General features: G+C 43.2%; 13 protein-coding genes. 7 read left to right on the top strand and 6 right to left on the bottom strand.

The genetic code is table 11. The features are described from left to right. Positions 1 to 15 precede the first annotated feature (15 nt). The 4 genes from AAGA18_12780 to AAGA18_12765 form a co-directional block, all read right to left on the bottom strand. Positions 16 to 1038, bottom strand: coding sequence for a hypothetical protein (locus AAGA18_12780; protein ID MEM9446213.1), 1023 nt, complete (start codon positions 1036 to 1038; stop codon positions 16 to 18). A 314-nt stretch (positions 1039 to 1352) separates the two neighbouring features. Next, on the bottom strand, positions 1353 to 2756 hold the full coding sequence (lpdA, locus tag AAGA18_12775; protein MEM9446212.1) for a dihydrolipoyl dehydrogenase: 1404 nt from the start codon (positions 2754 to 2756) through the stop codon (positions 1353 to 1355). A gap of 40 nt (positions 2757 to 2796) precedes the next feature. Continuing rightward, positions 2797 to 4071 carry a 2-oxoglutarate dehydrogenase complex dihydrolipoyllysine-residue succinyltransferase gene (gene odhB / locus AAGA18_12770; protein MEM9446211.1) on the bottom strand — a complete coding sequence of 425 codons (1275 nt, stop codon included), beginning with the start codon at positions 4069 to 4071 and terminating at the stop codon, positions 2797 to 2799. Positions 4072 to 4099: 28 nt separating this feature from the next. Next, positions 4100 to 6943 carry a 2-oxoglutarate dehydrogenase E1 component gene (locus tag AAGA18_12765; GenBank protein ID MEM9446210.1) on the bottom strand — a complete coding sequence of 948 codons (2844 nt, stop codon included), beginning with the start codon at positions 6941 to 6943 and terminating at the stop codon, positions 4100 to 4102. Positions 6944 to 7253: 310 nt separating this feature from the next. Here AAGA18_12765 and crtI point away from each other — a divergent pair, with 310 nt between their 5' ends. Continuing rightward, positions 7254 to 8708: a phytoene desaturase family protein gene (gene crtI, locus AAGA18_12760; GenBank protein MEM9446209.1), complete on the top strand. Its 1455-nt coding sequence runs from the start codon at positions 7254 to 7256 to the stop codon at positions 8706 to 8708. Next, the gene (locus AAGA18_12755) at positions 8705 to 9454 is read left to right on the top strand and encodes a carotenoid biosynthesis protein (GenBank protein ID MEM9446208.1); all 750 of its coding nucleotides are present in this window, start codon (positions 8705 to 8707) and stop codon (positions 9452 to 9454) included. The genes crtI and AAGA18_12755 overlap by 4 nt, the downstream gene beginning before the upstream one ends. Positions 9455 to 9486: 32 nt before the next feature. Here AAGA18_12755 and zwf read toward each other — a convergent pair whose 3' ends face one another. Together zwf and pgl are read right to left on the bottom strand one after the other, a co-directional pair. Further along, on the bottom strand, positions 9487 to 10959 hold the full coding sequence (gene zwf / locus AAGA18_12750) for a glucose-6-phosphate dehydrogenase (protein MEM9446207.1): 1473 nt from the start codon (positions 10957 to 10959) through the stop codon (positions 9487 to 9489). A gap of 67 nt (positions 10960 to 11026) precedes the next feature. Further along, positions 11027 to 11704, bottom strand: coding sequence for a 6-phosphogluconolactonase (pgl, locus tag AAGA18_12745; protein ID MEM9446206.1), 678 nt, complete (start codon positions 11702 to 11704; stop codon positions 11027 to 11029). 188 nt (positions 11705 to 11892) lie between these two features. Here pgl and AAGA18_12740 point away from each other — a divergent pair, with 188 nt between their 5' ends. The 5 genes from AAGA18_12740 to AAGA18_12720 form a co-directional block, all read left to right on the top strand. Next, positions 11893 to 12618, top strand: a complete 726-nt coding sequence (locus AAGA18_12740; GenBank protein ID MEM9446205.1) for a UDP-galactose-lipid carrier transferase — start codon at positions 11893 to 11895, stop codon at positions 12616 to 12618. 13 nt (positions 12619 to 12631) lie between these two features. Next, positions 12632 to 13069 (top strand): thioesterase family protein, encoded by a 438-nt coding sequence (locus AAGA18_12735; GenBank protein MEM9446204.1) that lies wholly within the window; start codon positions 12632 to 12634, stop codon positions 13067 to 13069. 42 nt (positions 13070 to 13111) lie between these two features. Further along, positions 13112 to 13912, top strand: coding sequence for a CbiX/SirB N-terminal domain-containing protein (locus tag AAGA18_12730; protein MEM9446203.1), 801 nt, complete (start codon positions 13112 to 13114; stop codon positions 13910 to 13912). Continuing rightward, positions 13884 to 14483 (top strand): DR2241 family protein, encoded by a 600-nt coding sequence (locus tag AAGA18_12725; protein MEM9446202.1) that lies wholly within the window; start codon positions 13884 to 13886, stop codon positions 14481 to 14483. Before AAGA18_12730 ends, AAGA18_12725 begins: the two co-directional genes overlap by 29 nt. A 938-nt stretch (positions 14484 to 15421) precedes the next feature. Then, the coding region (locus AAGA18_12720) for a hypothetical protein (protein ID MEM9446201.1) at positions 15422 to 15857 on the top strand (436 nt) is incomplete at its 3' end.

Below are 15857 nucleotides of genomic sequence, written 5' to 3'. Positions count from 1 at the left end.
AGTGTAGCATTCCGGTTAAAAGGCATTTTGGTTAGAATTCGAAAGTCTCTCGCTATTATTTAGAAGAACGGGATCTACATAATAGTGATAATTGCCTTCCGGCTCTACTCTTCTCTCTAGATTTCCATCCGGCTCTTTTCTAAATGCTTCCAAGCCTTTGGGAGCAAAACTCCACATAATTCCTGGAGTTAGCTTGTAATAATACTCCAGCCATTTGTCCCCATGCGCCATAATGGGTAAATTTGCCATGAAGTCCTTGAATTTATGAAAGAAATAATCTCTGGCCGAATCAAATAGAGCTTTACTTAAATCATTATCGCGTTTCACTTTTGTCTTATCTCCTCTCAAGTTTCCAACATAATTGATGATGTCATCGGGAAACACAGACAAGTCACGCGTTGGTTGTCCTGCCCAATGATATGCTTTTAATTCGTAATCTCCATGCCAAACCTTCTGGTCGCGAACTAAATAATCGCCCGGTGCACTTAATGCCACATTGTTATAACTGACGCGTTGCTCTATTTCGTCCAGGAGACTATAGGAGCCATTCTTTGCCATAAGCCGCAAAGCAAATTGATCGCCAATGGTATTAAGCATAGGAAAAGCAATGCTGTAAATTGATGCTGCCCATTGCAGCCAGAAATCGGGATCTTTGGCCAGAACAACTCCTGAGTTGATCTTGGGACAATCGATTGGTCCCATGGTACAACCTGGAATATCATGCGTTAGAATCACGTCTTTTTCTGTTTCTAAAAGAGCTTCTAGGCGGTTAAACACCACCATATCGGAGTCCATGTGCAAGACTTTTTCAAAGTAAAATGAAAGAAAGAAACCCGCCAAAGCTCGCAACCCAATGATCTCGCACACTCGCTGGAATTTTTCCTGGCCCGTGAAAATAACAAAATCTTCATCACGGAGGATTATGAAAGGAATGTCACTATGAAAGGTATCAAATGTTCTTCTCAACAAGTTCGCCTGAGTTTGAGCTTGTGCACCGATAGCAATGGTAAAAGCACAGATAGGGCGCATTGATTTCACCTAAAAGACTTCCGGAAATAGTTTATATCCTCCAACAAATTTATTTTGAAAAACAAATCTATCGATAATTGATATAAATCAATCCAAACTATTTGCAAAAGATTAAGCCGAAAGTTTAGAACCAAACGAGAGAGTGGGTTGCATGGAAAATTTATGCGCATGCATATCATTTTAAAAGTCCAAATCATCCCATCACTTTATTCGTGCTTTGATCCTAAAAATTTAGCAATTTGCGCAGGGATCGTGTTTCGGAGCTATCTGGCGGCTCTAGCTATTGCAAAGTAAATTGATGGCTATATCTCAGACGGGAAAAACTAACCATGTATCATACGGCCATCCACACTTAGAGCCGCTTCCTTAACTGTTTCGCTCATCGTGGGGTGAGCATGGACTGTTCTGGCGAGGTCTTCGGCACTTCCACCAAATTCGATGAGAGTAACTGCTTCAGCGATTAATTCTGATGCCCCATATCCAATGATATGAGCACCAAGCACTCGGTCAGTCTTGGAACAGGCAATGACCTTGGCAAAGCCGTCTGTTTGATCAACGGCTAATGCTCGGCCATTGGCTTGGAAATTAAATTTGCCCACCTTGTATTCTATGCGTTGTTCATTGGCTTGCTCTTCTGTGAGACCCGTACTAGCTGCCTCAGGGTGAGTATATACTACCCCAGGAACAGCGTGATAGTTCACATGCCCACCTTTACCGGCTATATGCTCAACTACGGCTACACCTTCGTCTTCAGCTTTATGGGCTAACATAGGACCATCAATACAATCTCCGATAGCATAGATGGAGGGAATATTTGTCTGCCAGTAATCATTTGTCTTAATGCGCTTTCGTTCGGTCATCTCGATGCCGACACCATCCAGGTTTAGGTCATCTGTGTACGGGCGACGCCCTACACCAACGAGAACTTTTTCAGCAGCAAACTCAACATTTTTTCCTTTTTGAATGGCTTTGAGTGTGGCTTGCTTATTTGTGATCTCAGCAGACTCGACTTTAGTATCTAGATGAAATTTTAAGCCTTGCTTGGTAAGTGATTTCTGTAGCCCTTTGGCAAGTTCTTCATCAAAACCTGGTGCAATTTTAGGGAGAAACTCAACCACTGTGACTTCTGAACCTAAGCGCGACCATACCGAGCCGAGCTCTAGTCCTATGGCTCCAGCGCCGATGACAATAAGAGATTTAGGAACTTGAGGTAAGCTCAATGCGTGAGTGCTGTTGAGAACGGTCTTGCCATCAAAAGGTAGGAAAGGCAATTCAATAGGAACACTCCCAGATGCAAGGATTAGGTGCTTACCATAGATGCGTTTAGTGCTACCCGAGCTATCTTTAACAGAGACGCAGTCACTATCGACCAATGAGCCTGTTCCTAAATAGCGAGTAATTTTGTTTTTCTTGATAAGGAAGTCAATACCCTTGGTGAGGGTGGTCACTACTTTATCCTTGCGGCTAATCATGGCGGCAAGATCTAGCTTGAGGTCTTTGGCTATGATGCCATGGCTGGCAAAGCGAGTCTGAGCAAAGTGGAAGTGTTCGCTGGAGGCCAGTAACGCCTTACTGGGGATGCAACCTACATTCAGACAGGTTCCTCCTAGTGTTTTATCTTTTTCAACCAGCGCCGTATTGAAGCCAAGTTGAGCAGCGCGGATAGCAGCAACATAGCCTGCGGGGCCCGCACCTATGATAATTAGATCGTGATTAATATTAGACATGATAAATTCAGATGATTCTGTGCAGGGTATAAAAGGCGTTTTAGAAATCCAGTAATCCTACTGTTGGATTTTCTATGAATTCCTTAATGCGAACAAGGAAAGTTACTGCTTCTTTGCCATCAACCAGCCGATGGTCATAGCTTAGGGCCAGATACATCATAGGGCGAATAACAACTTGCCCATTTATTGCTACAGGTCTTTCATTAATGGCATGCATGCCTAGAATAGCGCACTGAGGAGCGTTCAAAATGGGAGTCGACATCATCGAACCAAAAACACCTCCATTAGTAATTGTAAAAACACCACCTTCCAAATCATTAAGCGTAATTTTACTATCACGTGCTTTCTTAGCATAACCAATGATGTCTTGCTCTAATGTCGCTAATGATTTGGCTTCGCAGTCTCTTAGAACTGGCACAAGGAGTCCTTTTTCAGTAGAAATAGCAACTCCTATATCAAAGTAATGGTTTTGCACAACTTCCTCTCCATCGATTTGAGAGTTAACGCCTGGTACACTTTGTAATGCATAGACCGCTGCTTTAACAAAGAAAGACATAAAGCCCAGCTTCACACCATGCTTGTTAACGAAACGCTCTTGGAATTGCTTGCGAGTAGCCATGACGTTGGTCATATCGACTTCATTGAAAGTCGTTAGCATAGCAGCTTCTTGTTGCGCGGTCACTAAACGATCAGCAATCTTGCGGCGCAATTGCGACATGCGGCGCCTAGTTGAACGAGGGCTGCTCACTAACTTATCCAGTTTGGGTTTGATAAACGCGCTAGTAGCTGTGGGCAAAGCTATAGATTTACCGGATTTGAGGGTTTCTAGATGCTGGAGAACATCTGCCTTGAGGATGCGACCATCTTTGCCTGAGCCTTCTATGGCCAGAGGATCTAAATGATTTTCTGTGATCAAATGGCGAACAGCAGGTGATAATGTCTCCGATAAGTTGCTAGTGGGTTCTTGGGCCTTATTAACGGGAGATGAAATGGGCTCAGGAGGAACTTTTTCCTTTTTAGAAGAACTACCATTTTGAGCACTAGCTGAGGTTTCACTACCGTTTTTAATAGATGGCTGCTTTGTTTCATCTATACGCGCGACTACCGCACCAATTTCTACTTCAGTGCCTTCTTCGAAGAGGTGTTCTAGGACACCTGAATTTTCAGCATAAACTTCAGAGGTCACCTTATCTGTTTCTATTTCAAAAAGAATATCTCCATCTTTAACAAATTCACCGTTCTTTTTGCGCCAGGCTCCTATGGTGCCTGTGCTTATGGATTCACCGATTGTGGGGACTTTAACTTCGAATGGCATAACTATAAATCTGATTGGTTTTAAGAATCTATTTTAGTGTAAAGGCTTGATTGATAAGATCTTCTTGTTCGAGTTCGTGGATGGCTAAAGCCCCGGTAGCCGGGCTAGCGGATGCGTCTCTTCCAGCATAGGTAATAGAACGCTCAAATAAATGACGGAGTCTGGGCTCAATGTAGAACCAAGAACCCATATTTTGCGATTCTTCTTGGCACCAAATCATATGCTCTACTGTGCTCAAATGGGGTCCGAGAGCAGTCTTCAGATTTTTTTCATGCAGAGGGTATAATTGTTCTATGCGCAAGATAGCGGTGTCTGTTATTTTGTTCTTTTTACGGTGATCGTCTAAATCGTAATAGACTTTCCCACTACATAGTATAACTCTTTTGGCTCCCTTTTTCATCTCTGGGTCAGGCAGGATTTCCTGAAAGGTGCCGTCTGTGAGATCTTGGACAGAAGACGTACAACGTTTATCTCTTAGCAAGCCTTTGGGAGTCATAATGATTAGAGGCTTCCGAAGAGTCTTTTGGCGTAGTGCCTGGCGACGCAAAATGTGAAAGTGATTAGCAGGAGTCGAGCAATAGGCAACTTGTATATTATCTTCGGCGCACATCTGTAAGAAGCGTTCTAGCCTGGCACTGGAATGTTCTGGACCCTGACCGTGATAGCCATGGGGTAAGAATAAGGTGATACCGGAGGTAACACCCCATTTGGATTCAGAGTTTGTGATGTATTGGTCGATGATGGTTTGCGCACCATTAGCGAAATCACCAAATTGAGCTTCCCAGATGCATAGCATCTCCGGGTAATCCAATGAGTAGCCAAAATCAAAGCCGAGCACGGCAGCCTCTGATAGGGGACTATTGTAAACACAAAAGCTCGCTTGGGTTTTAGAAATATTTTTAAAAGTGATATGGCGTTCACGAGTATCCACATCATATAGCGCGGAGTGACGTTGGCTGAAGGTTCCTCTACGGCTGTCTTGTCCAGATAGTCGGATAGAAATTTGATCTTCCAAAATACTTCCAAAAGCTAAAGCTTCTGCGAAAGCCCAATCGAGTGGGCTCTTACCCTCTGACATAGAAAGCCGCTGCTGTAATAATTTTTGAATCTTATTATTGATCTTGAAATGTTCAGGGGCTTTGGTGAGTTGTTGGCCTATGAATTCAATTTTCTTTTTCGAGACAGCAGTGTCCACAGGCTCTAATAGGTCAGGATGCGAAATTGGTGCACGCATCGAGGGCTTAACGTTTTTTACCTCCTTTTTGGATCGAGCTAACTCATCATTTAGTTTCTTTTGAAAAGACTCTTTGTAGGCATCAGCCTCAGCAGTTTGAATCACACCAGTTTCAATTAAGGACCTCATGAGACTCTCACTAGTGAGAGGTTGCTCCTGAATGGCAGAATAGAGAGTAGGTTGCGTGAAATTAGGTTCGTCACCTTCATTATGCCCATGGCGGCGGTAGCAAACGAGGTCAATGACAACATCACGCTGAAAGCGCTGACGGAAATCCATCGCCAGCTCAATAAGGTATACGGCAGAAATAGGGTCGTCTCCATTGACATGGAAAACAGGAACACCAACTGATTTTGCGAGTGCAGTGCAGTAGTGCGCTGAGCGTGCATCTTTGGGAACAGTAGTGAAACCTATTTGGTTATTGATAACAATATGGACCGTGCCTCCGGTTCGGTAACCTTCTAGACGCGAAAGATTAAAAGTTTCTGCTACAATTCCTTGTCCAATAAAAGCTCCATCTCCGTGCAAAAGAACGGGCAGAACCTTGCGGCGTTCAGTTGTATCATTAAGGACACGTTGCCAGGCTCTAGCTTTCCCTTGAACGACGGGGTCGACCGCCTCGAGGTGGCTGGGATTTGGCGCAAGACTAATTCCAACACTATGTCCGGTGCTAGTGATAAGAGAAGATTCGTAACCCAGGTGATATTTGACATCGCCATCACCAAGCTTGAGTTCAGGAATATGGTTCTCGGAGAATTCACCAAAGATGGTGTGATAATCCTTGCCAAGTATATTTGCTAAGACATTCAAACGTCCTCTGTGAGCCATGCCCATGACTACTTGAGAAACGCCGCGTTCAGGACAGCCCTCAATGAGCGCATCAAGCATAGGGATAAGTGTTTCTCCACCTTCCACGGAAAAACGCTTTTGTCCCACAAAACGAGTATGCAAGTAGCGCTCAAACTGTTCAGCAGCCATGACTCGAGTCAGGATGCGCTTCTTTTTCTCTTTCGGGAAGTTAGGTCGGTTGTGAGTTTTTTCCATTTTGTCTCGCAGCCATCTTCGGATAGTGAAATCCTGAATATGCATATACTCTACGCCTATTGTTCGGCAGTAGGTATCTTTGAGAATATCTAGGATTTCGCCCAGCTTGCGGTCACCGCCACCTGCCAGTGTGCCTGAATGAAAGTATGTATCGTAGTCATTCGTATTGAAATTGAAGTTTTCCAACTTGAGTTCAGGAATACCAGACTTCTCAATGGCTAATGGGTCGAGATGCGCTTCCCGATGTCCAAGTGTCCTGTAGGCAAAAAGCAAATTGTAGATACGTGCCTGTTTCAGTCGATGTGGCAAAGCAGAGGGATCTGGCAAATTCGCAGAGCCCTGAGGGCGATTACCAGATCTACTGGGAGTTTCTGGCTTAGTTTGACAGCCTAACTCGAAGCCTTCAAAGAAGGCTCGCCATTTTTCATCAACATTATCAGGGTCCAATTTCCATTGCTCGTGCAAATTCTCTAGCAGTGCAATGTGCTCACCATTGCCAATGGTGCCTCGAACCTCTGAACTTTTACCATTGCTCCGTTGTGGAAGGGTGAAGCCTTGCTTAGCTGAGGCATCGGGCGTTAGTTCTGACGACATAGTTAATCTAAATTGATATCGCACCTTCCATGATTGTCAATCATGGGAATTCAAAATAAGAGCTATTTTCTAGGCTTATTTAAAAACGAAGCCAAGTCTCTCCGTGATGTAAAGGATGAGGACGAATCCTGTGCTGAGGAAAATGACTACCATCATCAATAGTTTGAGCACCTTACTTGTCTCTTTCCTTCGGAAATGCTAAAGAGTTCCTGAGATGGCGTCAGCGAAAAATTGCAAATCATCAATAGCAACTTTTTTTGCTAATTGTTGTCTTGATTGAACCGTGGGTAGGCAGTGGTATGTTTAGCGGATGAGAGGCAGGGAGAAGCAAATAGTTGTCGTAGGTGCTGGCTTAGGCGGCTTAGCCACAGCTTTAAGGCTTCAACATGAGGGTTATGAGGTCACAGTTTTAGAGAAGAACGCTACCGTAGGTGGTAAACTAACTGAACGAAGAATAGGATCCTACCGTTGGGATATGGGACCGTCCTTGTTGACGATGCCAGATGTATTGGATGAGTTGTTTTTATCAATTGGAAAGCAACGGCGCGATTACCTTGATTTAGTTCGTGTAGAGCCTACGTGTCGGTATTTTTGGGATGATGGAACTGTTTTAGATGAAGATAAGCATTTTTTCAGCCGCAAAGATGTTCAGGCATTTATGCGCTATGCCAAGGGTATTTATGACTTATCTGGTGAAGCATTCTTAATGCGTCCCCCAGAAGATTTCTGGAAGGCCTTTACCCCAGCAAACTGGCCCAAGCTCATTCATATGCCAAAGGTAGCGACTTTTGCTTCAGTAGCTCAAGAAGTTGCTAGACGGTTTGAGGATCATCGGTTGCGACAGCTCTTTGAGCGTTTTGCAACTTACAATGGTAGCAGCCCTTACAAGGCTCCTGCGACTTTTAATGTCATCCCGTATGTAGAGGTTGAGTTTGGAGGATGGTATATCAAAGGCGGTATGGTGCAACTAGCTAGAGTTTTGGAAAAATTGTGTTTGGCCGCCGGTGTAACTATACGTTGTGGATCTCAGGTTCTGAAGTTAGATGAAAAAGGAGTTGAATTGACTGGCGGAGAGATCCTTCAAGCAGAACACTATGTAGTAAATGGAGATGTCATACGCGCTCACAACGAATGGATTCGTGTCTCGGGATGGGAAAGACAAGCAAAACATCTGAATCAGCCTGAGTTGTCGCTTTCAGGGTTTGTTATGTTTCTAGGAGTTAAAAAACAGTATCAAGAACTCAGTCACCACAACATCTTTTTCAGTTCAAATTATCAAGAAGAGTTTAATGATCTATTTGAGGAGAAGCAATTTCCCAGAGATCCTACTGTATATGTAAATATTACTGCTCGCACAGACCAACAGGATGCTCCAGAAGGTTGTGATAACTTTTTTATTTTAGTCAATGCGCCAGCAGATACAAAAGGTCCAGAGTGGAATAAGAGAAAGGATGAATATGCTGAACGGGTATACCGAAAACTAGAGAGTTGTGGGTTGCAGGGGATTAGAGAACAAATTGTGGAAAGTAGTTTTTTTACCCCTAATGAGTTTGCCAATCGGGACGTTACAACAGAGGGTTCTCTCTATGGATGGGCTTCTCACTCTCCGTGGACAGCTCTTATGAGACCCAGGATTCAATCTCCCTTGTGGAGATCTTTGTATTTTGTGGGTGGCACAACCCATCCAGGTGGTGGTATACCCTTGGTTATTTTAAGTTCTCAAATGGTAGCAGAAAAAATTAAGAGAGGCTCTCATAAATCGTGAAAAAGAAACGATCTATCATCATCAACAGGGCCAAGCGTTGGACGCTCGTCATTTTTGTTATATGGGCTTGTGTTGGCTTTGCTAAGCTTGGGCTGAAAATAGAACCATCGACTGTAGAAGCCTGGGGTATTGGAAACTGGGCTTGGATTGGATGGATAGAGGCCTTTTTTTTATGGTGTATGTCTATTGGGGATTTTGTCTTCATCTGCTTGGCAACTGCTTTAATTGGCTTCGCTGCTGCTGACAAAATAGGATGGCGCAGGACATGGATTTCAGCGGGAATTATTATGGGATTCTCTGCCATGCTGGAGACGATAGGAACACTGACAAGTTTTCCTTTTGGGGCCTATCACTACACGAATCAGTTTGGCCCTCTCATTGGAGGCACCCTGCCTTGGGCCATTCCCATGGCATGGTTTATCATCATTGTAGGGCTACATCTCATACTCAGCTATTGGTTTTGGGCTCGTAATGTCTGGAGTATGGCTTTAATTGTTGCCGCCTTAGCAGTCATGATCGATTGGATCATGGAGCCTTTTGCTTATGGCGTGCGTGGGTACTGGCAGTGGTATATTGGGTATCCACCACCTGCCAATTATTGCACCTGGTTTTTTGCTTCCTTGCTACTTGATCGGGCTTCTCCGCTTCCATTGAAGACAAGTGGTGGAACAGACTGGTTATGTGAAACTGTTCTCATCATGATGTTGCTTACCTTTATTATTGGACGGATTGCCTACGGAGTGTAGAGGATCAGAGTTTAAGAGATTTTGGCAAGTGCTTAAGATCTAGGATCTAAAGGCACCCAAGAATTATTTTCCTGCTTCAGCATCATATCCGACTCAGTAGGCCCCCAGCTGCCTACGTGATAGAGATTCATTGGCAAGTTACTCCAGTTGTTGCGAATGGCATCAATGATTTCCCATGCGCGAAGCACTTCGTCCGCGCGTGTGAACAGAGTGGAGTCTCCCATTATGAAATCATGGAGCAGTCGCTCATAGGCCTCGGGTGAATAGGAACCAAATTGACTCTTGTAAGCAAAATCCATGTCAACAAATCCCACTTCGCTTTTACCTGGCCTTTTGGCATTGAAAGTCAAATGAACGCCTTCATCCGGCTGAAGCCGAATATGTAAGCGATTGCGCTGTAAGCTGCCAGGTGAATCTTCGAACAAGGCTTTAGGAGGTCGTTTGAATACGACCACAATTTCACTGGCCCGGGTAGCAAGGCTTTTGCCTGTGCGCAAGTAGAAGGGGACTCCAGCCCAGCGCCAATTATCAATGGTGAGTTTGAGTGAGACGTAAGTCTCGGTAAGAGAAGCAGGGTCAACCCGGTCAGTGAGTCGGTATCCTTCATATTGTGCCCTCACAACAGAGTCGGAAATCGTTTCTACCTTGGGAATAGGAATAGAGCTCAAGACTTTCACTTTTTCGTCGCGGATGGCTTCTGAATGAAGAGACCCAGGTGGCTCCATAGCGGTAATGGTAAGAAGTTGCATCAAATGGTTTTGCACCATATCACAAAGGGCTCCAACTCCGTCATAATACCCACCACGAGTTCCTACACCTTCTTTTTCAGCTACTGTAATCTGAATATGATCCACAAAATTTCTGTGCCAGATGGGCTCGTAGATAGAGTTAGCAAAGCGCAGGTAGAGCATGTTTTGCACGGTCTCTTTTCCCAAATAATGGTCAATCCTGTAGATAGAAGATTCATCGAGTGAATTCTGTAATTCCTTAACTAAAGCTTGAGCCGAGTTATAGTCTTTACCAAATGGCTTTTCCACAACGACGCGAGCTGCATTCCCATAGCCTACAAGATCTACATCTGCTAAGCACTTGGTAACCAGGCCAAAGAAACTGGGTGCAGTAGATAGGTAAAAAAGATTCTGCTCAATCCCTTCTTTTTGCAAGCCAGCTAACCGAGTTGATAGCCCCTTGTAAGCTTCTAGGTCATCAAAATTTCCTTGATGGTAGCAAACGTGCTGCGAGAATTCTTTCCACTCATCTTCATCTACAGGAGCAAATCGAGAAAATTTCTGTGTTCCTTCTAGCATTTCATTGCGGAAAGAATCATCAGATTTTTCACGCCGGGCAAACCCGATAATTTTAAATTGATCTGGTAAGAAACCTTCTTTGTAGAGGCCGAATAGCGCAGGTACCAGTTTACGAGAAGTTAGATCTCCACTAGCTCCAAATATGACGAGGGTAAAGGGAGTAGCCTTAATTTTAGACTTTGTATGATTACTTGCCATTTACTATTGGGGTATAGGTCGTTTTTATCAACTGGAAAGGATAATTTTGTCACTCAGCCACAGTCTATTAACGAGTGCAGTAAAAGATATGTGCTTGATTAGATAATCGAAATGCTTGTGTGACCGGGAAAGTAGGATCTTGACTTGATTTCATTTTCTCAATCCACAGCTGTTTCTCTTGACCCTTAACCAAGAACCAAACTTGACGCGCTCTTTCAATAACTGGATACGTAATGGTTAAACGAGTGGTGCTTTGTTGTTGGATAGGATTGGCGACAGCATAGCTATTTTTTACCTCGAGCGCAGGGCTCTCGGGAAAGAGTGAAGCAGTATGTCCATCATTTCCAACACCCAAAAGAACAAGATCAAACTTAGGATGTCTACCTAAAATCGTTGACATATTTTTTTCAAAAATTTGAGCAACTTTCTGCAAATCGCTTTCCTCTGTTTTCCAGCGATGTAGCTTGACTCTTCTAGGATGGAAAGACTCCCAGATGTTCCTGTAATGACTATCTGGATGTTCAGGTGGAACCCGGCGTTCATCCCCAATAAAAAGTTCAGTAGCATCCCAAGTCCAGTTAATTTGGGCAAGTGCTCGATAGAATGCCAAGGGGGAATTACCGCCGGATAAAGCAACGGAGAAAGAACCTCTGGCAGCTAGGCATTGCGAACCGTAATCTTGCCAGTGTTCAAGTAACGACTCAATCCACGCTTCTTCCTTCTCAAAACTAAATTCTTTCACCATTGCCTGTTAGTCAAGGATCGGATGGGCATGATTGCAAGGCTATAAAATTGTATTTAAGTAACTCCTCGTCTACTTTAGCAGCTTGTTTATCTAAGACAGCATTAGGTTGTTAAAGTTCCCTGAAATAAGGTCTAATGATAAGAAGTAGTAGTTGACCGAATGTTGGTTGAGTCTATCTTCTAAATAACATGGGACGTTTGGATAAGCTCGATCTTAGCAAGCATATCGATGACAAAGGGGAGTACCGAGAGAGGCTCAAAAAGCTCCAGTTAGATATGCTACATCTCCAACCGCTATTTGCTGAGCAGAAAAGAAACCTCGTTATCATATTTGAAGGGCCGGACGCTGCGGGCAAGGGGGGAGTCATCCGACGCTTTGGTGAGCGTTTAGATCCTCGTTCCGTTAGAGTCTATAGTGTGGTCAAACCCACACCTGAGGAGTACGCCCATCACTATATGTGGAGATTTTGGAGTAAAATACCTAAGTATGGTGAGATTGTTGTATTGGATCGCAGTTGGTATGGCCGTGTCCTTGTGGAGAGAGTTGAGGAATTCGCCAGTAAAGATGAATGGAAGCGAGCTTATGAAGAAATTAACGCCTTTGAAAAGAGTTTAGCTGATGATGGATCTATTATTCTAAAGTTTTATTTACACATCAGCAAAGATGAACAACTTCGCCGTTTCGAAAAACGGGCCTCTGATCCTTATAAGCGATGGAAGATCACCGATGAGGATTGGCGCAATCGCGAAAAATGGGACGAGCATAACATAGCCGCTGAAGACATGTTTGAAAAAACAGACAAGTCCCATGCTCCCTGGATACTCGTAGAGGGTAATTATAAACTCTATGCACGTATCAAAGTTTTAAAGACCGTGTTGAAGCAGTGCACCAAAGAGCTGAATTTTAAAGAATAGTTTAGCTTTTCCTATGAGTGCTGAATTACCATTAAAGCCGCAGATCACAGTTCCCATCGAAGTTTTTTTCTTTGATACAGATGCGGGAGGAGTGGTACATAATGTGGCCTATCTTCGAATGGTAGAAGTAGCTAGGTCCAAACTGGCTGAATCTTTGAACTGGTCACTCAAGGAAATGCAAGATGAGGGAAAAGGCTGCCCAGTGGTTGTGCGAACAGAAATTGATTACTTAATTCCTGCCAAGCTTGGAGACGTTCTAGAAATTCATGCTGAGATAACCGAGATGCAGCGCATCCGTTTCTACATTAGATTTACTATAAGAAGAAAATCAGACAACGTAGTGATAAGCAAAGTGAATCAGGTCATGGCTACTCTTAATTTAACGACTGGACGTCCACTCGCCCTAAGAGAAGATTGGGTTGAGCAATGGCCAGATCTGTGTCCAAGATAAAGCGGTTCTGGCGTATCGCTTTTTTTGATTTATAATAATAATGTGAATTTCAAAGATGCAGCATTAGTAGTAGCTGGTCATGGGTCTACCTTAAATGCAGACTCTAGCGCTCCTACGTACCAACATGCTGATGAGATCCGTAAAAGAAACCTATTTGCCGAAGTCCACGAAGCCTTTTGGAAAGAGGAGCCTCACTTCCGGGATGTCTTAAGACAAATTGATGCCGATCACGTCTATATAGTCCCTAATTTTGTCAGCGAAGGCTATTTCACTGAGACGGTCCTGCCTAGAGAGTTCGGTTTGCATAGTAGAGAATGCCAGCTGGATGGAAAAAAAGTCTGTTACTGTGATCCCGTAGGCATACATCCGAGTATGACCAAAGTGTTGCGTCATCGAGCCAAAACGGTCATCGGCAAGAAGCGTGTCGATTTACAAGATACTTGTCTCTTCATAGTCGGTCATGGCACATCTCTGAATCAAAATTCCACCAAAGTCATTTATGATCAGGTCGAATTGTTTAAGGAGATGAAACTTTATGGGGATTGCCAGGCTAGCTTTATGGAGCAGGAGCCATTTATCAGCGATTGGAAAACACTAACCCATAAAACCAATGTTATTGTTGTTCCTTTTTTTATTGCCGATGGTCTGCACTCTTATGAGGATATTCCTGTATTATTAGGAATCTCGACAGATGTTCGCGAACAAGGTTTCGAAACTTTCAACCATATTGATGGACGTCAACTTTGGTACAGTCGAGCTATTGGAACCGAGAATTTAATTGCCGATGTGATTCTTCAACAAGTCAAAGACTTTCATGAAAACAGCGCAAGCCTTCCAATATAAACTTTCGGAAAGTAATGGTCCATGGCTGATTGGTCAGGTGCTCATCAGCAAAAATTCTGATTCTACTTACTCCTTATCTCATATTGCCAATGACCAAAAGCCAGAACTTTTTCATGATCCAGTAATTCTTCGCAAATGGGTTAACATAGATGAAAAAGGTGAATACCGACCTCTAAAGGGGGAGGGGAATTTGAAGCCGGGTTGGAAATTAGACGCTCTATCCCTAGACGCGTTAATTTTTGCCCTCAATGTGATCTATCCCACGGCCATTGCCAACTGGTTACACTATGATGCCAACTCGCTTCGTATCACTCCGTTCCAAGAAACAGCCGCAAGGCAGACCGGTATGTATCGAGTCGTGGCCAGGCAATTAACGGATCAGCAACTGCAAGAAGTAGAGCGGGAAACCTGTGGGATAAAATGCTTAAAAATAAGGCTATGGAATGGTCAGGTAGTTGAGCCAAAGGAGAAACAGGACAAACAAGAAGACCATATTCCTCTGCTCTGCCCTGAGGCCTGCAATCTGTTCGTAGCTGCTTGCCGTAGCAAAATTAAAAGCAAAGCCCAATAACTTTCTACCCACTCGCCGATTGCTATTCTCTTTCTTTCAACTTTTTTATTGCATCACTTAGGTTGAAAAAAACCGATCGTCATCCCGCGACTTGACTGGTGTATTTAAGGACACTCCAAATGTTTATAGCCTTTTCCGCTGGATTGATCCCCTGATATGAGCATAGATCCAAGCATCATCCGGCTACGCACAGATCTTTTTCTAGAGCTTTTGACCCATCAAGCCAAGGAATAGTCAGATTCTATACAATACGGTTGCTTATTAAATAGAACATGTATTAGGTAGGAAGTCTTTGCCATTTGCGTTATTCATTGCCTCCAAGAAACCCTCAAAAAATTTGAACCCCAAGAATGAAATAGAAGCTCCTCTCACCTTTTGTTATATCACTGGGTTCAAAGAAATTACATAAACTAATCTAAAGTGATGACACATCATGTGTAATTTGCCTGCTAAATTAATGTAAATAAGAGGCATTTTCATTTGACTCGATGAAAAGTGCTCGAGTAGCTCCATTGTAAATTCAGTCTTATCCTAATCTGACTTCATCTTAGTGCCACTCAGTGGGAGTTTAAGTGCCAGATGAACTTAAGTGCAGCAGAATGGCAACATCCTACTTGTCCAAGGCTCATTGGTTAATAAACAAACATTTTCAATATAGGCGCATATATACAGCATAAGTAGAGGATAATATCTGTTAATACTTAAATCTAGGACAAAAAAGCAATTTACAGGATACAGCGCTGTTTCCTAACGAGCTTTTGGAGCTGTCCTAGATTATAAAATTTATATACACATAATATTTTTCATAAAATTAATGTTATTGAGACGCATTTTCATTTGACTCTGCCATGAAAATTGCTATCAAAATGACCTCTGGATTCAGGTTGTTGAACAAGCTGAAAGAACATGAATGATATAATTATTAAAAGGAACTATAGGTGAAAAAATTATCTGTATTGTATAACTTTAAACAAAATAAGCTATTTCATGCCTCTGCATTTTTAATGACGGCATGTTTGTTAATAAGCTTAACCATTTTTATTAATAACAAGGGGGGATCTCTCCAAAATAGCCCGAGAGAGGGAGATGTCATAGTTAAACTTTCCTCTGGAGCTAAAGAATCTGCGGGCAGTAGTCAACCAAGTGCGGGATTTAATTCCAACATAAACTCCAGGAACATAGGAAATCATTTCGGCTTGCAAAGTTCTCATCATCAGATGATGAAAGATCCACGTTTAGCGGGGATGTTGGAGGACGCCACACTGGTGGAAAGTCGCCAGGAAGAAGATCAGAATACAGGCCATATCAAGAAGTCTCTCCTATTTGAGACAGGCTTTAAATACCCTTTGATCAAGGTGGAGCAAACCATAGAGC

This window comes from Verrucomicrobiota bacterium (assembly GCA_039192515.1).
Lineage (GTDB): Bacteria > Verrucomicrobiota > Verrucomicrobiia > Methylacidiphilales > JBCCWR01 > JBCCWR01.
Note: the sequence above shows the minus strand (reverse complement) of the source record. Positions and strands in the feature narration are given on the sequence as shown.